22 protein-coding genes and 1 pseudogene are annotated in these 22,774 nt (G+C 45.0%); 10 read left to right on the forward strand and 13 right to left on the reverse strand.

All coding sequences use genetic code 11. The features are described 5' to 3' along the window. Positions 1 to 11 precede the first annotated feature (11 nt). The 3 genes from KQI_RS0106930 to KQI_RS0106940 all read right to left on the reverse strand — a co-directional run bounded on the left by KQI_RS0106930 (position 12) and on the right by KQI_RS0106940 (position 2,822). Positions 12 to 1,037, reverse strand: coding sequence for a cupin domain-containing protein (locus KQI_RS0106930; protein ID WP_010346024.1), 1,026 nt, complete (start codon positions 1,035 to 1,037; stop codon positions 12 to 14). Between the two features lie 94 nt (positions 1,038 to 1,131). Continuing rightward, positions 1,132 to 1,839 (reverse strand): DUF421 domain-containing protein, encoded by a 708-nt coding sequence (locus tag KQI_RS0106935; protein WP_010346027.1) that lies wholly within the window; start codon positions 1,837 to 1,839, stop codon positions 1,132 to 1,134. Between the two features lie 155 nt (positions 1,840 to 1,994). Further along, on the reverse strand, positions 1,995 to 2,822 hold the full coding sequence (locus KQI_RS0106940) for a YheC/YheD family protein (RefSeq protein ID WP_010346028.1): 828 nt from the start codon (positions 2,820 to 2,822) through the stop codon (positions 1,995 to 1,997). Positions 2,823 to 3,029: 207 nt separating this feature from the next. On the opposite strand from KQI_RS0106940, the gene KQI_RS0106945 reads away from it, so the two are divergent. Next, positions 3,030 to 3,890, forward strand: a complete 861-nt coding sequence (locus KQI_RS0106945; RefSeq protein ID WP_010346029.1) for a DUF6492 family protein — start codon at positions 3,030 to 3,032, stop codon at positions 3,888 to 3,890. Between the two features lie 45 nt (positions 3,891 to 3,935). Next, the gene (locus KQI_RS0106950; protein WP_010346030.1) at positions 3,936 to 5,279 is read left to right on the forward strand and encodes a sugar phosphate nucleotidyltransferase; all 1,344 of its coding nucleotides are present in this window, start codon (positions 3,936 to 3,938) and stop codon (positions 5,277 to 5,279) included. Positions 5,280 to 5,570: 291 nt separating this feature from the next. Here KQI_RS0106950 and KQI_RS0106955 read toward each other — a convergent pair whose 3' ends face one another. Beyond that, positions 5,571 to 6,590, reverse strand: coding sequence for a glycosyltransferase family 4 protein (locus KQI_RS0106955; RefSeq protein ID WP_010346031.1), 1,020 nt, complete (start codon positions 6,588 to 6,590; stop codon positions 5,571 to 5,573). A gap of 362 nt (positions 6,591 to 6,952) precedes the next feature. On the opposite strand from KQI_RS0106955, the gene KQI_RS0106960 reads away from it, so the two are divergent. Beyond that, on the forward strand, positions 6,953 to 7,426 hold the full coding sequence (locus tag KQI_RS0106960; protein ID WP_010346032.1) for a C40 family peptidase: 474 nt from the start codon (positions 6,953 to 6,955) through the stop codon (positions 7,424 to 7,426). An 80-nt stretch (positions 7,427 to 7,506) separates the two neighbouring features. Here the strand turns inward: KQI_RS0106960 and KQI_RS0106965 are convergent, their stop codons facing one another. After that, positions 7,507 to 8,883, reverse strand: a complete 1,377-nt coding sequence (locus tag KQI_RS0106965; RefSeq protein ID WP_010346033.1) for a sensor histidine kinase — start codon at positions 8,881 to 8,883, stop codon at positions 7,507 to 7,509. Then, entirely contained in the window at positions 8,880 to 9,590 is a 711-nt protein-coding gene (locus KQI_RS0106970) for a response regulator transcription factor (RefSeq protein ID WP_010346034.1), read from the reverse strand. The genes KQI_RS0106965 and KQI_RS0106970 overlap by 4 nt, the downstream gene beginning before the upstream one ends. A 125-nt stretch (positions 9,591 to 9,715) precedes the next feature. Here KQI_RS0106970 and KQI_RS0106975 point away from each other — a divergent pair, with 125 nt between their 5' ends. Beyond that, positions 9,716 to 10,387 (forward strand): undecaprenyl-diphosphatase, encoded by a 672-nt coding sequence (locus KQI_RS0106975; protein ID WP_479682736.1) that lies wholly within the window; start codon positions 9,716 to 9,718, stop codon positions 10,385 to 10,387. 39 nt (positions 10,388 to 10,426) lie between these two features. Here the strand turns inward: KQI_RS0106975 and KQI_RS0106980 are convergent, their stop codons facing one another. The 4 genes from KQI_RS0106980 to KQI_RS0106995 all read right to left on the reverse strand — a co-directional run bounded on the left by KQI_RS0106980 (position 10,427) and on the right by KQI_RS0106995 (position 13,288). Then, complete coding sequence (locus KQI_RS0106980; protein WP_010346036.1) at positions 10,427 to 11,098, reverse strand: phosphatase PAP2 family protein; 672 nt, start codon at positions 11,096 to 11,098, stop codon at positions 10,427 to 10,429. A gap of 75 nt (positions 11,099 to 11,173) precedes the next feature. Then, the gene (locus tag KQI_RS0106985) at positions 11,174 to 11,950 is read right to left on the reverse strand and encodes a GNAT family N-acetyltransferase (protein ID WP_010346038.1); all 777 of its coding nucleotides are present in this window, start codon (positions 11,948 to 11,950) and stop codon (positions 11,174 to 11,176) included. Between the two features lie 218 nt (positions 11,951 to 12,168). Further along, the gene (yidC, locus tag KQI_RS0106990) at positions 12,169 to 13,002 is read right to left on the reverse strand and encodes a membrane protein insertase YidC (protein ID WP_010346039.1); all 834 of its coding nucleotides are present in this window, start codon (positions 13,000 to 13,002) and stop codon (positions 12,169 to 12,171) included. Beyond that, positions 12,968 to 13,288 carry a hypothetical protein gene (locus tag KQI_RS0106995; protein ID WP_010346040.1) on the reverse strand — a complete coding sequence of 107 codons (321 nt, stop codon included), beginning with the start codon at positions 13,286 to 13,288 and terminating at the stop codon, positions 12,968 to 12,970. The genes yidC and KQI_RS0106995 overlap by 35 nt, the downstream gene beginning before the upstream one ends. Positions 13,289 to 13,520: 232 nt before the next feature. Between KQI_RS0106995 and KQI_RS0107000 the strand changes: the two genes are divergently transcribed. After that, complete coding sequence (locus KQI_RS0107000; protein WP_010346041.1) at positions 13,521 to 14,876, forward strand: outer membrane protein assembly factor BamB family protein; 1,356 nt, start codon at positions 13,521 to 13,523, stop codon at positions 14,874 to 14,876. Between the two features lie 41 nt (positions 14,877 to 14,917). On the opposite strand, the gene nadA is transcribed toward KQI_RS0107000, so the two are convergent. Further along, on the reverse strand, positions 14,918 to 16,024 hold the full coding sequence (gene nadA, locus KQI_RS0107005) for a quinolinate synthase NadA (protein WP_010346043.1): 1,107 nt from the start codon (positions 16,022 to 16,024) through the stop codon (positions 14,918 to 14,920). Positions 16,025 to 16,193: 169 nt separating this feature from the next. On the opposite strand from nadA, the gene KQI_RS0107010 reads away from it, so the two are divergent. From KQI_RS0107010 to KQI_RS29185, 5 genes and pseudogenes are all read left to right on the forward strand, one after another. Beyond that, positions 16,194 to 17,348, forward strand: a complete 1,155-nt coding sequence (locus KQI_RS0107010) for an IscS subfamily cysteine desulfurase (RefSeq protein WP_010346044.1) — start codon at positions 16,194 to 16,196, stop codon at positions 17,346 to 17,348. Then, positions 17,345 to 17,884 (forward strand): transcription repressor NadR, encoded by a 540-nt coding sequence (locus KQI_RS0107015; RefSeq protein WP_010346045.1) that lies wholly within the window; start codon positions 17,345 to 17,347, stop codon positions 17,882 to 17,884. The genes KQI_RS0107010 and KQI_RS0107015 overlap by 4 nt, the downstream gene beginning before the upstream one ends. Positions 17,885 to 18,154: 270 nt before the next feature. Then, the gene (locus tag KQI_RS0107020) at positions 18,155 to 19,270 is read left to right on the forward strand and encodes a helix-turn-helix domain-containing protein (RefSeq protein WP_010346046.1); all 1,116 of its coding nucleotides are present in this window, start codon (positions 18,155 to 18,157) and stop codon (positions 19,268 to 19,270) included. A gap of 53 nt (positions 19,271 to 19,323) precedes the next feature. Beyond that, the gene (locus KQI_RS0107025) at positions 19,324 to 20,247 is read left to right on the forward strand and encodes an alpha/beta hydrolase family protein (RefSeq protein ID WP_010346047.1); all 924 of its coding nucleotides are present in this window, start codon (positions 19,324 to 19,326) and stop codon (positions 20,245 to 20,247) included. 58 nt (positions 20,248 to 20,305) lie between these two features. Next, positions 20,306 to 20,540: pseudogene (locus tag KQI_RS29185) on the forward strand (hypothetical protein); the annotation flags it as partial. Between the two features lie 87 nt (positions 20,541 to 20,627). On the opposite strand, the gene KQI_RS0107035 reads toward KQI_RS29185, so the two are convergent. Together KQI_RS0107035 and KQI_RS0107040 are read right to left on the reverse strand one after the other, a co-directional pair. Further along, positions 20,628 to 21,590, reverse strand: a complete 963-nt coding sequence (locus tag KQI_RS0107035; RefSeq protein ID WP_010346049.1) for a threonine ammonia-lyase — start codon at positions 21,588 to 21,590, stop codon at positions 20,628 to 20,630. Positions 21,591 to 21,606: 16 nt separating this feature from the next. Continuing rightward, positions 21,607 to 22,620 carry an ornithine cyclodeaminase family protein gene (locus KQI_RS0107040; protein ID WP_010346051.1) on the reverse strand — a complete coding sequence of 338 codons (1,014 nt, stop codon included), beginning with the start codon at positions 22,618 to 22,620 and terminating at the stop codon, positions 21,607 to 21,609. Between the last annotated feature and the right edge of the window lie 154 nt (positions 22,621 to 22,774).

Raw genomic sequence — 22,774 nt, forward strand, 5'->3', positions numbered from 1 at the left:
TGTCCTATGATTTAAGATTTTGGAGCGATGAAGACCGATTTATGAGGCAGTTTTTTTGCTATTTCTCGAGGAAGACTCAAATTCGTTGCCAATACATCAACAGGATTTCCAGCTAGCCACTCACTCAGATCAATAGCTTCGTAATGACCACTGTTAAAACCAATCAAAATGCGGCAAACCTCTGATCCGATATTTTTGATATAATGCCCGGCTCCCATGGGTACATACCCTACATCTCCGGCTTCAAACTGCTCTGTCACTGCATTCCCTTCAGCAAGAAATACAGTCATTTCTGCATTACCGTCCAAATAGTATTGCCATTCGTCCGCATTCGGATGCCAGTGCATTTCTCGTAATCCGCCTGGTTCCAGCTCAATCACAGATCCTGCCATCGTCGAAGAAATCGGAAAATCTTCTACGGTAACGGTCCGCTGTGTCCCTCCACCCGCTGCTAATCTAGGCTGTTTGGCCATTAAAGGATATCGATGTTTAGTGATCAGATCGGAAGAAATGCGGGGATATGCATCATGAGATCCGTTAGAAGGTACAGGTCCTTTTACAAAATAGGCTTCCTTATCTGGCAAAAGAACCAGTTCGTCGGCTGCAAGCCCTAGATTCTGCATGACAACCTCCGCAGGCGTCTGAGCTAGAAAATCAGTTATACTGAACGTGTGGTCCTCCGAAAAATCTCCATTATCAAAAATCAGTATAAAATGACACTCTCCAGGATCAAGACCTTGAATGGAATGACCATAACCACGCGGAAAATACCATACATCACCGGGATTGAAAATATCGACATATGAAGAACCGTCCGGATGGATCACAGTTGTCCGACAGGAGCCGCTTATCACGTAGGCCCATTCAGCCGCATTCGCATGCCAGTGAAGCTCACGCATTCCGCCCGGCTCCAGACGCATGGAAACCCCTGCTATTCCTTCTGATACAGGAAAATCATGCACCGAAGCCCCACGTGTGATACCTCCCGGTCCGGTTCTGGGTTCCTTTTTCTCCAACGCATACTTAAATGATTTCATAGCTGATTCCTCCTTAAAATCATTTTATATGTCTATTTTTACTTATGAGAACACATCTATTATAAACCTTTAATGTAAATAAAATCAAATATGATCATTCTTTATCAACAGGATGCTCAATTTGATCCTTATACTCATCAAAATATATTTTTCCATTAGAACTGATTACGGCATAATTGATATTTTCAATAGAAAGCCCCTTCTTTTTGATCTGTGAGTGCAGCCACTCTCTTGTTATGTCATTCTCTTTCAAATTAGCTTCAATGATGTCTCCGTCCATAATCAATTCAATGGGAAAAGCCGGCTCAGACTGATTGTTCAAATGTAAATCCTTTCTGGTTGCAGGCTGACTCTCCGGCTTTGGCAATACGGAAATGCTTCCATTCAGTTCAAGTACGGCATACTGAACATCCTGAATATTAAAAATATTTTTTCCTCTTAGCTCCTGATTCAGGGTATCCAGTGTAAGCTTAAGTTTTCTCATATTACTCTCTAAAATTTTTCCTTCCTGAATTAACACGGTTGGCCTGCCCGAAAACCAATTTCGCAGTTTCCGGTTCTTCATGGAAAAAAACATCAGCAAATAAGCAATCCCAGTAAATGTAAGCAAAGATGTTACCAAGATCCTTATACTTATGGTGTTATTAAAGGCAAGATTCGAGGTAATAGCCCCCATTGTAATGGCAGCCACAAAATCATGGTAGGTCATTTGCGCAATAGTCGGTTTGCCCAATATACGTGCTATAAGCATCATTAAGGTAAATGCAGAAATTGATCTTAACATCGTTTCCCATAATTCCATATACCAAGACCTCGGTTCTGATTGTTTTTACGTAGTTTTTCCAACTTCACTTTTTTCATTACATACACTTCGAAAAGGCATGGTTTTGCCGGTCAGTCTAATAGGACAAATCAAAAGGATGAATCTATAAAGCATTCATCCTTTGATTTCTTGACTTATGCACTTTTTGCTTTTTTGGTAATCTTAACTTTAACGTTATTTTCATTTTTGGCCGGAACTGTCATTTTTCTTTTTTCCTTGGCCAACCGCCAATATTTTATTACTTTACGATACATCGACTTATCTTTTAGCTGATTAAAAATATACGGATCAGGCTTCGTATTCACCTCAAGAATCCATGGGGTAAAGCTCCGATCCAATCCGATATCTACCCCAATTTGCCGAAAATTCGGATATGTTTTTTGCAGTTGCGTAGCTATGGTAATGCCCAGCGTGTTCAGATTCTTAATCAGTTCGACCTGCTTGCTTGGGGATAAATGAGATTTCAGCAACTCCTCCACTGCCATCGGCTTGCCGCCGTTATGATAATTGGTTACGATTTTACGAGGATGACCGAGCCGGCCAATGATTCCGGTAGCTTCCCATATCCCTTTAGCATTGCGCTGCACCATGACCCGGATATCAGAATAACGCTTCTGTTGACGCAGCAAATGAACTCCCTTTTGAATGAGATAGCTTTGATCCCCCACTTGCTTCGACATACCCTTATACAGCGCCTCTACGTTTTTGAACTCCCAGCGCTTTTCCCCGTATTGATAGGCAAAACGTTGGTTTCCATCCTGCTCTACTCTCATTACACCTTTACCGAATGTACCTAAATCGGGTTTTACATAGACCATCTTGTACTTCTCCAGCATGGACGTCAAACTGGCTTTGTTATATTTTCGGGTCTCCGGAATAAAAGGCTTGATGCCTTGATGCCGAAGCAGCACTTGGGTTTTACGCCACTTGCTGCGAATAGCATGTGCTCGTGAAGTTTTCATTTCCCTTTCTCCTCTCTCTTTCAAGGCAGAACGCTCCTGTTATGAAGATCAATCCATCATATGATGCCAACTCCCCATCCGAAAGCTGCATTAGCCCGCCTGCTTAGAAATATTCAATTGACCTTGCCCGGTCGAAATTGCCTGTCCAGGCATACGATAATGTAAGATACGGGCACGTACATTTCCATGTATAGGGAGTGAATAACTTTGTCAGCGCAATCGGATGGGTCACAGAAGGGTTCTCTTACAATAGATGTTCTGATTCCTGCAATTGATAAAGATATGGGCACATTGCCTCTGGTGATTGACAGTCTGCGCCGTTACGTACAGCACCGAATCGGGACGATTTATATCGTTTCACCGAAAAGCGATCGCATTCGCCAGCTATGTGCAAGCAAGAAATGTATATTTGTAGATGAGAAGACGGTGCTGCCTATCACTAAAAAACACATTCGTTACGGTACAGCACGCTGGGACCGCTCAGGCTGGCTGTATCAGCAACTGCTCAAAATGAACGGTGATAAAATTGGCAAAGCGCCGTTCTTTCTCGTCATTGATGCGGATACGATTTTGATTCGTCCCCATGTGTTTCGAAAGGATGGCAAAACAATATTTTATTATCGGGGCTGGAGCCAGCCCGAGTATTTCCGCACCTACCGCAAGCTGATGGGCGTAAAAGCTCCTTCACCCAAGTCCTTCGTGACTCACTATATGCTGTTTGAGAAAGCACAGCTTACCCGGCTTAAGCAGGTCATAGAAACTCGCCTTGGAAAACCCTGGTACCATGCGATTATCCAAAGCATAAACCGGAAAAAGCAGTTTGGTTTCTCCGAATATGAGACATATGCCAACTATCTGTACAGCAAGCAGCCCGCCCGGATGATTTTACGCAAGTCCCTTAATAAAGCGCTTCATAGCCCGGCTTCTTCCCTCTCGCAAACACAATTAAATACCTTTGCTAAAAACCATCGTTCTTTATCCTTCCATCAACGCAAGGTATATCAGCGAGCTCCAATAGCCAAGCTCAAATCATTAGTAAAATCGTTTGACATCAAGAAAATTCCGTAAAATGATACGCTCCGACATGGAGCTGTATCGAAGGAGGGAGCGTCTGTGCAACTCGTATTGTTATGCGGTGGTGCTGGAAAACGGCTGTGGCCATTGTCCAACGATATCCGCTCAAAGCTGTTTCTCCGATTGTTGCCTGCCCCTGACGGGCAAATGGAATCCATGCTCAGTCGGGTGTACCGACAGCTTACTGCAGCCGGGCTGGATTCCTCTGCCCTGCTGCTGGCTCATCGGAGCCAGGTAAATTTAGCCTTGCGCCATACGGAAGGCCGTCTGCCCGTTCTCGGCGAGCCTGCCAAACGAGGAACTTTCACCGCTGCTGCATTCGCAGCTGCTTATTTCCACGCCAGAGGCGTGGGGCTGGACGAAATTGTTTGTATCGCTCCAGCGGATATGTTTGCGGGAGAGAATTTCTTCCACAGTGTAGCATCACTCTCCGATCTGTTGCTTGATAGTGAAGCCGATCTGGCCATGCTTGGGACAAGGCCCACTCATCCCTCCGACCAATACGGCTATATCGTTCCGGGCCAGCAAATGATAAGAAATGGGAAATCCTCCTATGCGTCAGTTGCCCGCTTCACAGAAAAGCCGGATTGCATAGGGGCGCAACAACTTATAAGCCGAGGGGCGCTCTGGAACTGTGGCATTTACGCCTTTAAGCTACGGTACATGCTGGCCTGCATGGAGCGTAGTGATTTGCCCCTGAACGATAAGGCATTAAGCTCGATGTATGATGGACTCCCTGTTCGCAGCTTTGACGAGGAGATTGCGGAACGTGCCGAACGCGCCGTCGTCCTGTCCTACGAGGGTGAATGGCGCGACATTGGCAGCTGGCAGGTATTAACGAACCAGCTCGCCAACCGAGTGATCGGGCGCGGACAGATCAGCGGTCCCGCTCATGGCACGCATATTGTCAATGAGCTGCCTTATCCGCTCCATGTTATTGGTGTGGAGAATATTATTGCTGCTGCCAGTCCAGACGGTATCCTCGTTGCCGCCAAAAGCCATGCCCACACGATCAAGGAACAGCTAGGGGCACTTCAGCTGCGCCCTATGCATGGTGAAACCTCCTGGGGCAGCTACCGGGTGCTGGACGCATTTGATCATCGAAGTTTGAACGATATTCTTACCATACGTTTGACGGTACTCCCAGATCATCGCTTGAACGGCCATTGTCACGGCAGTGGGCTAAAAGTGTGGACGATCGTTTCTGGCCTGGGGGAGGTCATGCTAAACGGAGAACGCTTTACGGCGATAAGTGGTACAGTCTTTCGTATTCCGGTAGATACGTATCACACGATCCGTGCCGATCTGGAGAAACCATTGGAGCTGATTGAGGTTCGTCTGGGAGAAAGCTTGGTGAGCTCCTTCTATAAACCCGAAGCCTGACCAGAAAAGTGGCCGCATAGAGAGGTCGCATAAGTTCCAAAAATCAATTTGTGCATGAGAATAACAAATAAAAAATCGCTCTTGAGTATGGGAGAGGAAAGCCCACTACTCTAGGAGCGATTTTTATTTTGTATTGTTACATTGTTTCCAACTGATACCTTATACATACCTTCTTGGGCAGACTCAAGCCTGTTTCAACGGTGACTGCACGTGCCGCCTAAGATACGGGCTACCGCCGTACGGGAGGAACCTTGAAGCTCATGCAACCGGATATTGAAATGCCGGACTAGACTATCCCTGGCTTGTCTTCTGTCCTTGCTGACGAATAATTTGACGGTAAAGTTTCAAATAACTATCGGTCATCTGTTTGTTGGTAAATCTTTGGGTGACATACTTGCGCAGCTGAGCGGGTGACGGGTAGTTTTTTTGCTGCGCCTTTCGCACCATTTGGTCAACTGATTGGCAAATCAGCTGTGGGAAGCCTGATAGCACCTCGGGAACAGAGCCATTTTTTAAAGCCAGAACCGGTGTTCCACAAGCCATCGCCTCTACCATCACAAGTCCAAAAGGCTCTTCCCACAGTATCGGGAACAACACACATTCCGCATGCTTGAGCAATTGCTGCTTCTGTTGGCCTCCTACTGCTCCCACATAGCTAATTTTGGGATTGCGCTGAATTCGCTTTTGAATCTCCTGGCGAAAAAATACAGGTGCCCTGACCGGACCCGCTATAAGCAGTCTTTTTCCTGTTCGTTCTGCCACCTGAATGGCTTGCAATACGCCTTTATTTCGAATAATCCTGCCCATGTACAGCAAATAGTCGTGCTTCTCGCTACTGAACTCGTATTCATGTGTGTTGATCCCATTATAGACATAAAATCCTTTGCCCCCACCCATAAGCTGGCGCGCCCGTTTACTCACAAATACCGGATTTTTACCGTATCTCTTCACTGGAATATGAACTGTGCATAGCGACGGACAAGGCAACTTCTTGTTCCTCAGAGCGGAACGAAAGGTATGATCATGAATGATTTGTGTACCGGGAGGCATGTGCTGAAGGACGTACTGGTGGATCTGATCGTGCTTCATACCCTTGGGATAGGTAATCAGTCTCGCACTGCTTTTGCTCCCACGGGCGGCAAACAAAGATACATGATGTCCTCGTCTTACCAGTTCCTCCGTCAATTCATATACGACCTTTTCCGTTCCACCCTTGATGGAGGGGACCGGCTGTGCATTGGGATAGTTGGAAATCACCTGAACAATGTTTAGACGTTGACCATTGGGCATTTTAATCTGTTTTGAAGTCATATAAATCCTCCTTCCTGACCGGAAAAGCAGTGTGAGCTTTACGATATGAACGGGAACCTAGGCTTGTTCCCGTACAAGTTATTAACTCTAGTATATAGCTATGTATATTTTGCGTGATTGCTTGTGCGAATCTTCTGCAAGTCGCTTTTTGTCATACGGACCCAGTGATAAGGGGGAAATGCACGTTCTGTCAATCAAAATATCAGGTGAAAATTCTCATCGTTTTCTAATAAATGAGGGAAAAGCGTTGAGGTAACAGGATTGTAACCTTAAGTGGTAAATTCCGGATATTTTATTTGTGTTATTGTCATATCAGGACATCACGACAAGATACAAAATACGAAATAACGGAGGTATCTTATATGAAACACACTTCAAAAAAATTATGGATGGGCATTTGCTTTACGATGACTTTGGCATTGGGCGCAGGAAGCTTTGTAGTTGGACCTGACACCACTCATGCCGCTTCGGTAGATACAGCTGATCAGATCATTTCTACAGGATCCCAATTTATGGGTGTACCCTATCAGTTTGGAGCACAGGCAGGCGACACTAGCTCTTTTGATTGCTCTTCATTTACTCAATATGTATTTGGACAAAATGGTATCAAGCTTCCACGTTCGTCAAAACAGCAATCGACTGTCGGCACGTTTGTACCACGTAGTCAGCTGCAAAAAGGCGATCTGGTCTTTTTCTACTCTCCTATTCACCATGTAGCTATTTATATGGGGGATGGCAAGATTTTACACACATTTGGTAAAGGCGGCGTAACGATTACGAACCTTAATTCCGGATGGTGGAGTTCTCACTACACTACAGCACGTCGTGTCCTGTAGGACAGGCATAGATAAGATTCCATTCCTCTATGGCCACTTATAAGTATCAACACAAAGGGCTGTTCCGCGAGTAGATATGTCTACCGGAGGGACAGCCCTTCCTGATGTCTTCGAGGCAACGTGACGGTCACCTGTGTTCCTTCTCCTTCTACGCTTTCCATACATATCGTACCTTGGTGGGCGTCTGTAATAGCCTTGGCAATGGGTAGCCCAAGCCCGGTTCCTCCGGTTTTACGATGCCTGGAGCTATCTACACGATAAAATCGTTCAAAGACTCGCTTGATCTCACCCTCTGGTATCCCGATTCCATAATCTTTGACCCGGATATGCACATCCTTTTCATCTGAAGACAGCAGGATATCAATTGAATCTGAGCTGTATTTTAAAGCATTATCGAGCAAGATAAGCAGGAGCTGTTTTATTTTTGCAAGGTTGGCATCAAGCCAGATTTCTTTTTCATCTGTAAAAATAGTCATTTGACGATCATGTACAAGCTTGAGATGTGCTACTACCTGCTCACAGCAACCGATCAATTCTATTCGCTCATACGGCTCCGGGTCTTCCTGCTGTGAGGAAGCCAAAGTCAGCAATTGCTGCGTCATCGTTCGCATCCGCTGAGTTTCTTCATAGATGGATTCAATGGATTCCTTATAAATTTCCTCGTCACGCGTACCCCACCGTCGCAGCATGTTAGCATAGCCCTCAATGATCATTAATGTCGTATTCAGCTCATGCGAAGCATCTGAGACGAATTGTTGCTGGCTGTGAAAGCTCTCCTCCAACCTGTCCACCATTTGATTAAAGGTTGCGGTCATTTGGGACAATTCATCTTGATTGTGAGTGCGAGCAGGGATTTTTTTGAATTTAAGACTTCTTTCAATTTCCTGCATGGTCTGAATACTGCTCGAAATCGGTAGCAATATGGCATTCGCTAAAATCGTGCTGCCTACAAGACTAAGCAGCATGGCTCCTGTAGTCGAGGTGACCAGGATCGTATTTAAAATATCGAGATTGTTTTCGAGTGCATTCCATTTTTCCACAATCTCCAGCGTCCCCTCCTGATTTCCCTCTGGAGAAAGCACTGGAAGATGAATGACCAGGATTTTATGGCCCTGTACATCTGTTAGCTGTGAACTTTGAGAAGTGTTAAAACGTATATCACCCAGCTTGAAGCGGGACTGACGACTGATTTCATACAGAAGGCGGGATTGCTGATCAAAAACCCTCAGGATTGTATCTCCCGAAAGCTCATCCTTTAACTCGGGCCCCCATGCATTTTTTAAAATCATCTTGGAACCGGTTTCCGAAATGATTTCAGTCCATTTATTTTGCAACACTTCTCTTTCATTGCGAGTGGCGATTTTGACAAACAACAGATGCACGGTCACATCTACAAACAGGAGAATGGTCATTACTAGAATCGAGCTGAGCAGGGTAATTTTGGTCCGCAGCTTCAATGGTCTTCCTCCCTGATGCAATATCCTACGCCACGCACGGTTTTAATCAGCTTTTTCTTATAGCCATGATCCACTTTTTTACGAACATATCGGATATACACATCGACTACATTCGTGTCCCCCACAAAATCAAACCCCCATACGTCCTGAATCAATTGATCCCGCTGCAATACTTGATTTTTGTGTTCCATGAGGTAATGAAGCAGATCAAATTCTTTGGGCGTCAGTTCGATTCGCTTCCATTCCCGCACCACAGCGCGTGTCTTGGGTTCCAGCATCAGGCTATCGACCTGAAGAACCGCCGGCTTCTCGTCTTCTTGTACAGAGGTTGTTTTGGATTCCGGTTGATGCCTCATACTGGCCCGCATCCGCGCTAATAACTCCTCGATTTCAAAAGGCTTCGTAATGTAATCATTCGCCCCTCCATCCAGACCGGAGACTTTATCAGTAGTTGTGTTACGTGCAGTGACCATAATTACGGGTGTATGATTGTCCACTTTTCGAAACTGCCTCAGTACCTCAACCCCGTTCATCTCCGGCAACATCACATCCAAAATGATGATATCCCATGTGTGTGCCAACGCTTTTTCCAATCCTTCTTTGCCCGTCTGGGCGATTTCAACTGCATATCCTTCGTGAGATAATTCCAATTGGAGTAGTCTGGATATCTTCTCTTCGTCATCAATGATCAGCACCGATTTTTTCACGACAAAACCACCTATTTTCTATAGAAAAACTAAATGAGTATTGGAATAGCCATTGAATTTTTATTTGATTTTAAGCTTTAATTGGTTGGGAAGCTCTATAATATAATTTTGTAATTCATTTTTTGATGTTAAGGAGTAATTTATTCATGCTAATTAATGTAGATTATGCTTTATTTCACTGGATCAATGAACTGGCTAATCACCTCTCCATTTTAAATGGAATCATGCGCTTCTTGGCTCAATATGCACCCTATTTGTTTGGGTTGGCTTTGCTGGTTTACTGGTTCTCCTTTAAAATGCCACATCGGATGATGGTTATAGAAGCTGTTGTTACGGCTGGTGTTGGCTTTGCTATCAGTTGGGGCCTAGGACATTTGTTTTACAGAGATCGGCCTTTCGTCGGTCATGATGTCATTCAGCTAATCCACCATGATGCCAACGCTTCATTTCCGAGTAATCATGCGCTTGGAGCCATTGCTGTGGCTACAGTTTTTTGGCTTCATCGTCAAAAATATCGCGTGCTTTGGGTTATCCTGGCTGTGCTCATTGCCGTATCCCGAGTCTGGACCGGTGTTCATTATCCTTCGGATATTTTGGCAGGTGCGGTCATTGGAGCAGGCTGCGCTGTCGGCATTCATACCTTCATACGAAATCGGAAGCTTCCTGGTATTTTCATACAGGCCGCTATTATATTTTATGAACGTTGGGAGCAAAAACTGGGGCTCAAGCCTGCCGTACAGGCCAGAACTCATATTACCGCCCCCACTTCCTCTGCCCAAATGAAAAGCAGACGCTAATGCGTCTGCTTTTTTATAATTCATGGCCTGCGTCACTAACTACGCTGTCGATTTAGAGCGAAGTGACGGCTTTCGTTCTTCATATCGCTGATAAAACCAAACACAGGCCGCCATCCAGCAACCACTCATAAAATAGCCGCCCAGAACATCGCTTGGATAATGCACGCCCAAATAAATACGGCTTGTCCCGATCGCTATAATCAGCAGGCTGCTGAGCACGATCAGCAGAATACGGCCTAGCCTGAAAGGAACATGCTTCCACACTAAAAAGGTCAGCGCCGCATACATACTGAAGGCAGTCATGGAATGTCCGCTTGGAAAGCTGTATCCATTCGCTTCAATAATGCGATTAATTTCCGGACGCGCACGGTGAAAAAGCAACTTTAATACCGTATTCAGCAACACCGTACCCAGCACAGCAATTGCTAAAAACAGCAGCTCTCTACGGTGTCCCAATACTCTGTACAGCACAAACATAGAGATTAAAATAATGATCACAACCGGAATCCCGCTGCCGATCAGGGTGAAAAATTTCATTATACGAGTCATTGCTGGTGACTCCAGCTGTTGAATATCCGTAATAATCTTGTAGTCAAAATGCCGCACCTGATGGTCGCTGACCCATAATGCGATTAAAGTAAAACCGAGCGCACATACTATACATGTGAGTAGGGCCAAGGAGATGGGCAGCTTAGTTGATGATTGTTTCATATCTTGTTGGTCCTCCGTGATGTCGTTTCGTGTTTTTACTGTACACACCTTTCTTTCATAATTTCACCCAAAGAATCAACTTTTATCGTAAAGCATGCTCAGCTTTTTTGCAAAAGAACGCGGAGTCAGTCTGTGATATGAAATCAATTCGCCTTTATAGATCACATGGAACACACCATAAGGTGTCGGGGACAATTCCATCAGCTGTGGTCGATCGTGTATATACATAATTTCAGGCTGTATGCCCACACTCTCTGCCGCTTCAATCACATTTTGCGCGGCAATCTCCAAATAGGGGCATTGATGAGTACGCAAGATCGTCAAGCCTTCACTAAAGCGCTCCAGCCGCTGCGTCCAGTTATTTGGAAAATAAGGATCAGAATGGTCACTATTAAGCTTATAAACATACAACTGAAAAGAATAAGGCCCATCCTCCACGTGCTGAAACCCGTTTTTTAGAAAAATGTCGGGGCCTGGCGCCCACGATGTATCGGTGTTGGTAATGACAGCGACTCCTTTTTTGCCCAATCTGACAGCGTCCTCAATACAACGCTGAATAAGTTGGGAGCCCAGCCCCAAGCCAGTTATCCCCATCCATAAGCAATGAATTACAAGATATCCATCCGCATGAACGGCTCTCCAGGCCTGTTCACCCCGTGCGTACTCTATAAATCCGGCTGGTTTGTTGTCTTTTCTTATCTGTATATAAGTCAAACCTTGGGAAAATTCATTTTCTGTCCAATTCAGCTTTTGCACATACCCCGGTGCTTTTTGCATGCTTCTCATGCAATAGCAGCCATCTTCTCTGATTTGATTTTCGTACCATCCAATGGACTTGGTTGAATTGTTCATATCGCCTCTCCCAACATTAAGAATTAGCTTATCCAATAAGGATTTCATAATGACTAAAATAGCGCAAGTTCATTGTGCACAATAAGCATAGAACTTTGAACCGATCTCGCAAAAAGAAGCAACAAAAAAATACCACTCAAGCCCTATAACGGCTCGAATGGCATCCTGTCATTACACATGACATACTAGAAACGAAATTATAATATTGAGTCTTCTTTTTAGGTCGGTGTAACTTCTCCAAGCTTGGCCTTACTCTCTGCTTCCTCGGTTGGATAACGTTTACGGAACCATAGCGACTGAAGCAGCAAGAAGGTGCCGCTTACTGTCCAGTATAATGGCATGGCTGCAGGGGCACTAAAGGAAAAGACCGCCATCATGATGGGGGAAAGGTATCCCATAATGGCAAACTGCTTGCGCTGCTCTGCCGTCATTTGAGACTGAGAAAGCTTGGCCTGTGCCAAGTAAACAATTGCGACGATAATTGACAAAATCCAGTCCGGCTGTCCGAGCCGAAACCAAAGGAAGGAATGAGATGCCAGCTCCGGGGTTAACCGGATGGCAGTGTACATGCCACTCAATATCGGGAGCTGAATGAGAATAGGCAAACAGCCGATATTGAGTGGATTGAATTGATGCTCTTTGTAAAGCGACATCATTTCCTGCTGCATACTCTGCTGGCTGGCAGCATCCTTCTTATTTTCGTACTTCTTCTTAATTCGGTCCAGGTCGGGCTGCATGGCGCTCATCTTGCGCTTCATTCCCTGCTGGGCACGTGCTTGACGCATCATTAGCGGCAGTAACGCCAGACGGACAACTAACGTCAGTGTCATGATCGCCAGGCCAAAGCTTCCGCCAAACCATTGCGCCAATTGCTGGATGAGCCAAGAAAGCGGGAACACCACATAATGATTAAAAAATCCGGGTGTCTGTGCATTTATCTCTCCAGTACTCGCACCGCAGCCAGACAGCAGCATGATCACCGCCAACGCTACCATTATTCCTAATATCCGTTCTTTTTTACCCCAAAAGGTGAATCCCTTGAAACGTTTCATATGTTCCTCCTCGTTGATTGGCTGTACTATCGTTCAACGAGGGGAGACAATCTGATGTGTCTTCATCCGGCGCTTCCTTGCGCCGGATATGGCGTGCCAGTCGGACAGGCATGTCCTGTCCACGAGCAGATATCGGCATCAGCGAAGAAGCATGCGACCGAACGGCCCCGCCTTCTACCCAGCATTCGGGCACATTGCCGTGCAAATGAGTAAGATACGCATAGGTTACGGTACACAGCAAGCCAATTGTAAATAAATAGGGGAGCAGGTCCTGAAGCTCAAACAAGGGATTCACCTCCTTCGGTTTATTGCTACGATTATAGCACGAAACCGGGTCAACAACTAATCTTTAAATAGAGATACAGGTTGGTTCACAAGCAGCTGATTTCAGTGTTTGGGCTCAAGAAAAGTAAAAAACAAATACAGCATGAAACTTTTGGCTTTATTTACAGTCTAATCAAAAGGGAATTTCATGTAAAACCATACTCCCCTACTAACTCCTAAAGGAGCAGACACGTATGAGAAAAACGATACATAGCTCATTGTTAACAGGATTGGCGGTAACCAGCATTGGGCTGCCCCTGATCTTTGGTGGATTTGCTGAAAAAGCAAGTGCCGAGCAATCTGCCGTCTCAATGAGCAACTTAGCTTATAGCAGCTCAATCCAAGCACCTGTGATCAAGCCTTCCTGGTCATTTCCCGTTATCCCAATCGATAGAAATCAGTATTCAGAGCAGGCGGTTGCAGTCGCGGAAAACGGTAAGGTGTTCGCAATTGATTCTAACCACAGACTGGTTGCTCTAGAGGGCAGCTCGGGCCGGAAATTGTGGCAATATGGTGATCAGCTTACCCCTGTTTTGATTCATAGCAATGGCACCATCTACGGAATGACACAGAACGGCTCCATCTATGCCGTTACAGAATCAGGCAAGAAAGTATGGACCACTTCGTTAGGATTTACGAAGGCAGGTAATATTTATCGAATCGGCTCTACAGTATACATTACACAGTCGGAGCAAACGGCTGCTGTCGATGCTGCCAGCGGCAAACTCAAATGGAAAATCAGTGAGGATAAGGACTCATACCATGGTCTGAACGACCTAATGGAGACTGATGGTGTCCTTATCCGCAATTATAACGTACAGGGCAGCCTGACCTTTGAACAGATCAATGCCTATGACGCTAAAACCGGCAAAAAGCTTTGGGAAAGCTTCAGAAATTCCTTTCCACTGGCCGTTAAAGACGGGGTGGTCTACTCTCTTGCCAATACGTTTATGATGGATGATGATCCGGTAAATCGAAAAGTTACGATATCACAGTACGACCTCAAGACAGGTGAATCCAAAGGAGATCGTCAGTACCGATGGACCGAAGCTGAAAATAAAGATGGCACTTTCCAATCTGGAGGCATATATGGTTCTGCTTTTTTGTACGGTAAAGACCTTTATGTCTTTCAGGGAAAGGCGCTGGCTTCCTATGACTTCTGGAACTACAAGCCAGACAGCAAGCCTGCTCGCAAGTGGTCGCAAGAAGGCTATGATCAGCTTATCCCTTTATATTCCATTCATGAAGGCCGCATCTTCTATCAAGATTTTAGTCAAGGCGGACTGACTGCCATGAAGCTGGCCTCCGGGCAATTCATCCATTACGGTGGTGATAATCCGATCATTCAAGCTGACGTGTTTGGCAAAGGTGTGTACGTCGGGCAATCAGATGGCGTATTTCACGGCTATGACCTGATGACCTTGAAGCCCGTGTTTACTGTCAACACAGGCTCACGCTCCTTCGGTCCAACGCTCAAATCCGGCGGGATGATATTTATTCAAAGCGGCAACCGTCTGCTTGCCGTCAAGCTCCCTGCTTCTCTAAAATAAGCCCACAGATTCCAGAAGAATCTCGCTGGAACGGCAAAAGCTTAACGAATAGCCAGCATGCGATTCAGCGCCAGTACAGCCTCCTGTCTGACCTGCTCATCCACACGGATCACACCCACAGGCTCTCCCTGATCCATTTGCTCCAATGCCCATAGCAGATGTGGAAGATCGATCCGATTCATGGTCAGGCAAGGACACATATCGGGATTGAGCGATTCGATCTGCTGTTCAGGGTACTGCTGCTTGATTCGTTGCACGAGATTCATCTCTGTGCCAACGGCCCATCGGGTCCCCGGTTCTGCCGCACGGATTGTATCGATAATGAATTTGGTGGAGCCTGCGCAATCTGCGAGCTGTACGACCTCATAAGAGCATTCGGGGTGAACGATGACCCGGATGCTCTTGTCACGCTCGCGGACGCTGCGAATATGATCTACTGTAAATTTTTCATGCACAGAGCAATGCCCTTTCCATAAAATAATTTTCACAGTCGCCGGGTCGCTTTCAGTCTCCAGTTGATCAGTCATCGGATTCCATACGGCCATTTCATCTAGCGGAATTCCAAGATCGTAGGCTGTATTGCGACCCAAATGCTGATCGGGTAAAAACAAAATACGTTCCTTTTGCTTCAGCGCCCATTCCAGCACCTGCTTGGCATTGGAAGAGGTCACGGTAGCCCCGCCATGCTGTCCTACAAAGGCTTTGATCTCCGCTGTAGAATTCACATAGGTTAACGGAATAATCGTGTCTCCAACAAGCTCCTGTAAATGCTTCCAGGCCCGTTCGGTTTGCTCCATATTGGCCATATCTGCCATCGAACAGCCTGCGCGCATATCCGGCAGTATGACCGTTTGCCGGTCGGCAGTCAGCATATCCGCCGTTTCCGCCATAAAATGAACTCCGCAAAACACAATAAATTCCGCTTCCTGATTTTGTGCAGCCATTTGGGCAAGCTGTAAAGAATCCCCTGTTATATCAGCAAACTGAATCACTTCATCCTTCTGATAGTGATGGCCCGGAATGAGCAGCTTTGAACCCCATTTTTGTTTCAGCTCGGCAACGCGACGCTCCATGTCTGCAACTGTCAGTGTCTTATAGCTCCCCGGCATCAGCCCTCGATTTCCTTGTAAAACATCAAGTATAGACATTCCAATCCCTCCATTATCTCTGCGGTCGTCTGTCTTTTGCTTTTATTAACAGACAGCCGATGTGCTATCACGTATATTTACAAGTGTCTTGACACTTATATTTACACATGCCTACAATAATCTCAAGGATTTTTGTGATGGAATTATTTTTAAACAGGGAGGATTGGCTGTGATTTATCTGGACTATGCCGCTTCCACACCCATGTGTGACGAAGCTTTGAATATGTATAACGCATTAAATAAGGAAATGTTCGGAAATGCCAGCAGCCTTCATGATGCGGGCGGCCAGGCAGCTTATGCGCTGGATTACAGCAGACAACGGATAGCGAATATGATTGGCGGGCAAAAGGAAGGCGTTTATTTTACAACAGGAGGAACGGAATCCAATATGTTGCTTGTCCAGTCGATCCTGAACGGATTGCCGCAGCACAAAAAGCATTGGATTATGAGCGCACTGGAGCATCAGTCTATGTACAATCTGGCCACTTTGCTGGAGCGGCAGGGCTATGAGTTGACAATTGTACAACCGGACAAGGACGGACGAATAACCGGCGAAGCTCTCTTGCCTCACCTCAGAGAAAATACCGGACTCGTATCTGTACAACACGCCAATTCGGAAACTGGGCTGATTCAGGATCTTGCTGCCTTGTCTCCCCTACTGCGAGATCGTGGTATTTTGCTGCACAGTGATGCGGTACAGACCTTTGGGAATATTCCTGTGGATGTAACTGCCATGGGAATAGATGCCCTCTCCGTATCAAGCCATAAGGTGTATGGGCCCAAAGGTGTCGGTGCTGCATATCTCAAGCCGGGGACCCCATGGCGTCCGGTGTACCCTGATACACTGCATGAAAACGGATTTCGCCCCGGAACGGTTAATGTTCCCGGTATCGCTGCATTTGTCGCAGCAGCAGAATGGATGACTGAACAAATGGAGCTGCATCAGCAGCGGTATGCTATGTTAAGGCAATATTTTATGACCCAAGTTCAAAATAAATCCATTCCGTTGCGTTGGGTCGTACAGGAAAGCGGCACAGAAGCAGTGCTCGGTCATATCGTGGGATGTTTTTTTCACGGTTACGAGGGACAATATGTTATGCTGGAATGTAACCGAGGCGGTGTCTGCATATCTACCGGCAGCGCATGTGCCGCCGGACATCACGAACCTTCGCCTGCCTTACAAGCACTTGGAGCCTCTGACCGTGAAGCTTTACAATTTATCCGTATTTCTTTCGGAAGGACGACTACAATCGAGGATCTGAATGTATTGGTAGATATTTTGGCAGATTTGGCGCATCGACAAGAAAGGAGCTTATCCCATTGACAGAATCTTCAAAATGGTCAGGAACGGATCGCCGCAAGCAGCTGCTGCTGTGGCTCAAAAATGAATCTCCGCTGACCGGGAACGAGCTGGCACGAAGAGCCTCCGTCTCCAGACAAGTAATTGTACAGGATATTTCCCTGTTAAAAGCAAGCCAAGAGCCTATCCTGGCTACGAGCCAAGGATACATTTACATGGAGCCTGCGGGGCAAGCTGCTCCCATAGCCTCACGTATTATCGTGTGCAATCACCGACCTGAACAGACAGAAGAGGAATTAAAGCTAATTGTGGATTATGGTGTAAGTGTGCAGGATGTTATTGTGGAGCATCCGGTATATGGCGATCTGACTGCTCCGATACGAGTCGGAAATCGCAAGGAAGTGGAGGATTTTATGCGCAAAATCAACTCCACTCAAGCCACATATTTGTCCCAGCTGACCGGAGGCATCCACCTTCATACCCTGCACGCCTCGGATGAGGCTAAAATTAATGATGCCTGTGCTGCATTGGAGCAAGCCGGCTTTTTGATGACGGACTAGCATATCGTTATAGCAGTCATAGTGAATAGGCTGAAATGGGAGCCTTGATCACTGTTTAAAATCTGCGGTTTGCCGCGCTCTAACACGGCTTCGACGACAACAAGATTTTCGCAACAGTCAAGTATAGTATTTAAAACACAGCTCATCCTACGGGGTGGGCTGTTTATTTTATATTGTTTCCCTACGGTTGATTATTTCTCGAAAAGTAAACCAGGAGTCGATTGGAAGTTTACTTTATAAACCGTATAGTAATAAGCGGAGGTGACGTTGATGAAAGAAATCAATCTGGCATCGATCATTGTGGCCAAACGCAAGGGAAAAGGAATCACGCAGGATGAGCTTGCGGCATATATCGGTGTTTCCAAAGCGTCTGTTTCCAAGTGGGAAACGGGGCAAAGCTATCCCGACATCACATTTCTCCCACAGCTTGCCGCCTATTTTAACATCAGCATAGACGAACTGATGGGCTATTCCCCGCAAATGGAACGGACCGACATCACAAAACTATACACCCGGTTGGCCTCCGATTTCGCTACCCTGCCTTTTGAAGATGTAATCGCGGAGTGCGCTGCCATCATTAAAAAATATTACGCCTGTTTTCCACTCCTTTTGCAAATAGTCAGGCTGTACACAAATCACTTCATGCTGGCGGGAACGCAGGAACAAAAAGAGGCGCTCCTGAACGAAACCGTGACGGTATGTGAGCGGATTCAGGCAGAAAGCGACGATGTTCAACTTTCCAAAGAAGCGGTTTTATATCAGGCGATTTGCTGTCTGACGCTTAATAAACCACGGCGGGTTTTGGATTTACTTGGGGAAGGAATCCGACCTATGATGCCGGAGGGTGTGTTAATTTCACAGGCTTATAAGGTTATGGGTAACTTTGGCAAAGCCAAAGAAACCTTGCAGATTGATCTGTATCAGTATACGATGGCGACTTTTCAAGGGCTGCTGAAAGTTCTGCAAACGAATATGGACAACCTCGAAAAAGCGGAAGAAGCCTTTCTGAGAGCGACAGATATCGCACGAAATTTTAATATGAAGCGGCTAAACCCAAACAATGTCATCCTGCTTTACGCACAAGGTGCTCATATGTATTGCGCGAACAATTTTCCTGAAAAAGCAATTGAACTGCTTGGAAAATATGTGGATACCTGCGTGGAAGGATTCTTCCCCTTCGAGCTTCATGGAGATTCCTTCTTTGATCAGATTGAACCGTGGCTGAATGATTGCGTCGTAGTCGCGCCCCGCAGCGAGCAGGTAATTAAGGAAAGCATGATGCGGGATGGACTGATGAATCCAGCGTTCGATTCGTTGCGAGATGACCCTAGATATCAGCGAGTCGTTCATAAAATGGAAAAATTTATAGAAGGAAATAGACTATGAAAAAAAACACGCATGTAATAGCACCATCACTTATCTAGTCGGAGGTTATAGACATGAACGAAAAAATAATCATTGGCAGGGGAATGAAATACCCTTTGAATGGGATATTGTCGTTGCCGGATCATTGTACTTCAATGGTCCCGGCTGTGGTACTGGTGCATGGCTCAGGCCCTGCGGATATGGATGAAAGTATCGGCGCTAATAAGCCGTTCCGCGATATTGCAGAAGCACTGTCTGCCAAAGGAATCGCTGTGCTTCGCTATGACAAGCGTACAAAGATTTACGGGAAGCAGATGCTGAAAGAAAACCCCGGCGATGTTACTGTGGAAAGCGAAACAATAGAAGACGCCATCCTTGCCGCCAAACTGCTTAAAAATGACGGCAGAATTGACTCCGACAAGGTGTACATTTTAGGTCACAGCCTCGGCGGTATGCTCGCGCCACGTATTGACGCGGAGGGCGGTGATTTCACAGGTATAATCATATGTGCAGGCTCGCCGCGTATTTTGAGCGATATTTTGATGAGCCAAAATGATGATATGCTCAGTCAACTGCCTAAATTTCTACAAAAAATAGCGAATAGGCAAATCGCGGGTCTCAAAGCCAAATTCGACGCCATCTCCGGTATGAATGAGGAAAAAGCAAAACAGACAAAGATTTTTGGTAAAACCTACGCATGGTATTTTAAGGAGATGGCCGAACATCCCGTTACCCATTATCTGAGCAGAACAGAAAAACCCCTGCTGATATTGCAGGGAGACAAGGATTTTCAGGTCTCCACGGAAAAGGATTTCGCACTCTATCAGCAAATCTGCATCGGGAAGCCCAATGTCCGTTTCAAGCTCTATCCCGGATTGAACCACCTGTTTATGAAGTCGGTTTATGGCAGGGTCAAGGACTTCAAAAAAGAGTACAAAATCCCACAAAAGGTGTCTACTGAAGTTTTGGAGGATATTGCGGAGTGGATATTGGCCTAAAGCAACATGAAAGTGGCCCTCCTACAAACAAAAAATCGCTAGGGGCAATTAGCTATACGGTAAATCGATCAACGAAAAGGTTGTTCACTTTGCCGATCTTGGGGCCGCCCTTATTAAAGCCCGAAGTGAAGGTACTGATCCGTTTGTTGCGCTTGATGCCGTTATACCGTGGGATCAGATCGTCGCCTCCGTGGAAGAAGCTAAAAGGCTGGCACGGCCCGTAGATTACGACTATTTGGACTTGCTGGAAAAGAAATTCTATGCAACTCCGGAAATACACGCCAACGCTGTTGATAGGCATGTGGCGGTATCCCATTTTGAATAAAGGTTTATCATTTCAATGAGCCTTATTTCGCAAACGCTCCCGTTTTCAGCTTCCATCAATATTTTTCTAAAATAGAAGTTAATAGTTTTCCATCGATATTACCACCGGACAAAACAAGAGCAATGTTTTGTCCGCCAATTTTTTCTCGGTGCTCCATAACGGCAGCAACAGATGCACAGCCTCCAGCTTCAACAATATATTTCTCTTCTTTCGCTATAAAGCTTACTGCTTTTGCAATGGCTTCTTCTGTTACAACAAGGAATTCATCAACATAGTCTTTCGCCATTTCATAGCTTAGTTTGCCGACACCGCCAACTAGAGCATCACACAATGATTCTTCGCTTGGATATTCTTCATAGAAGGTCTTGTGCTTATAAGAGTCTACCATAGCAGGACATGCTTCAGTCTGCACGCCGATAATACGGATATCTGGCTTTATTGCTTTTGCAGCAACTGCAATACCTGTGATAAGTCCTCCTCCGCCAATTGGGACTACTATCGTATCAATATCCCGATTTTGCTCAAGGATTTCAATGGCAATTGTTCCTTGACCAGCATATATTTTAGGATCACTATAATATGCATCAATGAAAGTTAGACCATTTTTCTTTACATATGCCATCCCCAGTAAGTGTGCTTCATCATAGTTTTTACCCATCAGCATTACATCCGCCCCAAAGTATTTTATCTTATCCATTTTACTTTGGGGCGTGTTTTCAGGGACAATGATTTTTGTATTCTTTATGCCAAGAATCGAAGCTGCATAACTAACGGAACTCCCATGATTTCCTGAAGAAATGGTTCCAATTCCACGTTCTTTTTCTTCTTCCGTTAAAGTCATCATTTTATTTAACGCACCGCGAATTTTAAAACTCTTTGCCTTTTGAAAAGATTCAAGTTTAAAGAAATATTTCTTATTTTCATCTCCTAAATAATAAGATTCTTCTAGTGGTGTTTTTCGTACATCATTTTTGATACGTTCATATGCGTCTTTTACTTCCTGATAATTTAAACTCATTTTTCCATTTCTCCTTTTAAATATTAGCTTTAATGCCAAGTCCGTTTTTTTCTGCATGCTTTAGTGCGATTTCAGCTGTAGCAATATCCAAAAGTGCCATACCAGTAGCATCAAATATTGTAATTTGATCTTCGTTTGTCCTTCCTTTAACTTTGTCCAATATTAAGTCGCCTATTTCACCAATGATATCTTTTTCACTTATAATACCTTGTTTAAGAGGGATTTCTATTTCGCCCACATGCTTGCAATGCTCCATGTCGTCTACAAATATTAAAGCTGATGACATGATGCCTGAGTCTATTTCTTGTTTTCCTTCCATATCTGCTCCTATACAAGAAATATGAGTCCCTTTTTGAATCCACTCTTTTTTTATGATTGGTTTTCTCGATGGTGTTACAGTTATGATAATTTGACTATCAGTTACTGCTTTTTCCAAGTCTTTTACAGCTTCAAATGTGATATCTTCAGTACTTATTCCAAATTCATTTTGAAGCTCATTACGAATACCATCGACAAAACTTTTTGCTCCTTCTGATTTTTGTGCAGCTACTCGTACTTTCTTTATATTTGGCAATGCAGTCAATGTTGCAGCAATTTGGAAAACTGCTTGATTTCCAGCACCCACAATCAATAAGTTTTCTGAAGTTTTTCTGGCCAAATATTTTGCCCCTAATGCACCTGCTGCCCCAGTTCTCATTCCTGTGATATAAGAAGCATCCGTCATTCCAATTGGCACTCCAGTGTCAGCATCAAACACAGCAATCATCCCAATTAAAGTTGGAATGTCTTTTTCTACATTGCTTCCAAACCAAGTTACTGTTTTGTGACCAAAAAGCTTCCTACTTTTTAAATAGCCGGATTTAATATCCAAATCGGCTTTTCCTGGATTAAATTCATAAAACACCGTAGGCCATACTTCTGTCATTCCTTCACTCTTTGATTTATACACGGCCTCAACTACCTCAATTACTTGCTGCATGTTTATAAATTGCGATATATCTTCCTTACTTAAAACTCGAATCTCAAACATATCGTTGACCTCCTTTAACAAGTATGAATTTGCATTTATCCCTAAAAAAACAATAAAGCACTGAATCTCACCCCTCCTAAAAAGGCCCTAACGGAGTGAAATTCAGTGCTTTTTATCGTTTTTACCCGGGGATAAAAACAAGCATCATATTATT

Origin of the sequence: Paenibacillus peoriae KCTC 3763, from assembly GCF_000236805.1 — a bacterium.
Classification (GTDB): Bacteria; Bacillota; Bacilli; order Paenibacillales; family Paenibacillaceae; genus Paenibacillus; species Paenibacillus peoriae.

What these genes read in the sequence shown, in the direction of transcription:
- KQI_RS0106930 (WP_010346024.1), bottom strand. Translation starts at nt 1,037, where the DNA reads ATGAAATCATTTAAGTATGCGTTGGAGAAAAAGGAACCCAGAACCGGA.
- KQI_RS0106935 (WP_010346027.1), bottom strand. Translation starts at nt 1,839, where the DNA reads ATGGAATTATGGGAAACGATGTTAAGATCAATTTCTGCATTTACCTTA.
- KQI_RS0106940 (WP_010346028.1), bottom strand. Translation starts at nt 2,822, where the DNA reads ATGAAAACTTCACGAGCACATGCTATTCGCAGCAAGTGGCGTAAAACC.
- KQI_RS0106955 (WP_010346031.1), bottom strand. Translation starts at nt 6,590, where the DNA reads ATGACTTCAAAACAGATTAAAATGCCCAATGGTCAACGTCTAAACATT.
- KQI_RS0106960 (WP_010346032.1), top strand. Translation starts at nt 6,953, where the DNA reads ATGAAACACACTTCAAAAAAATTATGGATGGGCATTTGCTTTACGATG.
- KQI_RS0106975 (WP_479682736.1), top strand. Translation starts at nt 9,716, where the DNA reads ATGTTAAGGAGTAATTTATTCATGCTAATTAATGTAGATTATGCTTTA.
- KQI_RS0106980 (WP_010346036.1), bottom strand. Translation starts at nt 11,098, where the DNA reads ATGAAACAATCATCAACTAAGCTGCCCATCTCCTTGGCCCTACTCACA.
- KQI_RS0106985 (WP_010346038.1), bottom strand. Translation starts at nt 11,950, where the DNA reads ATGAACAATTCAACCAAGTCCATTGGATGGTACGAAAATCAAATCAGA.
- yidC (WP_010346039.1), bottom strand. Translation starts at nt 13,002, where the DNA reads ATGAAACGTTTCAAGGGATTCACCTTTTGGGGTAAAAAAGAACGGATA.
- KQI_RS0107000 (WP_010346041.1), top strand. Translation starts at nt 13,521, where the DNA reads ATGAGAAAAACGATACATAGCTCATTGTTAACAGGATTGGCGGTAACC.
- nadA (WP_010346043.1), bottom strand. Translation starts at nt 16,024, where the DNA reads ATGTCTATACTTGATGTTTTACAAGGAAATCGAGGGCTGATGCCGGGG.
- KQI_RS0107020 (WP_010346046.1), top strand. Translation starts at nt 18,155, where the DNA reads ATGAAAGAAATCAATCTGGCATCGATCATTGTGGCCAAACGCAAGGGA.
- KQI_RS0107025 (WP_010346047.1), top strand. Translation starts at nt 19,324, where the DNA reads ATGAACGAAAAAATAATCATTGGCAGGGGAATGAAATACCCTTTGAAT.
- KQI_RS0107035 (WP_010346049.1), bottom strand. Translation starts at nt 21,590, where the DNA reads ATGAGTTTAAATTATCAGGAAGTAAAAGACGCATATGAACGTATCAAA.
- KQI_RS0107040 (WP_010346051.1), bottom strand. Translation starts at nt 22,620, where the DNA reads ATGTTTGAGATTCGAGTTTTAAGTAAGGAAGATATATCGCAATTTATA.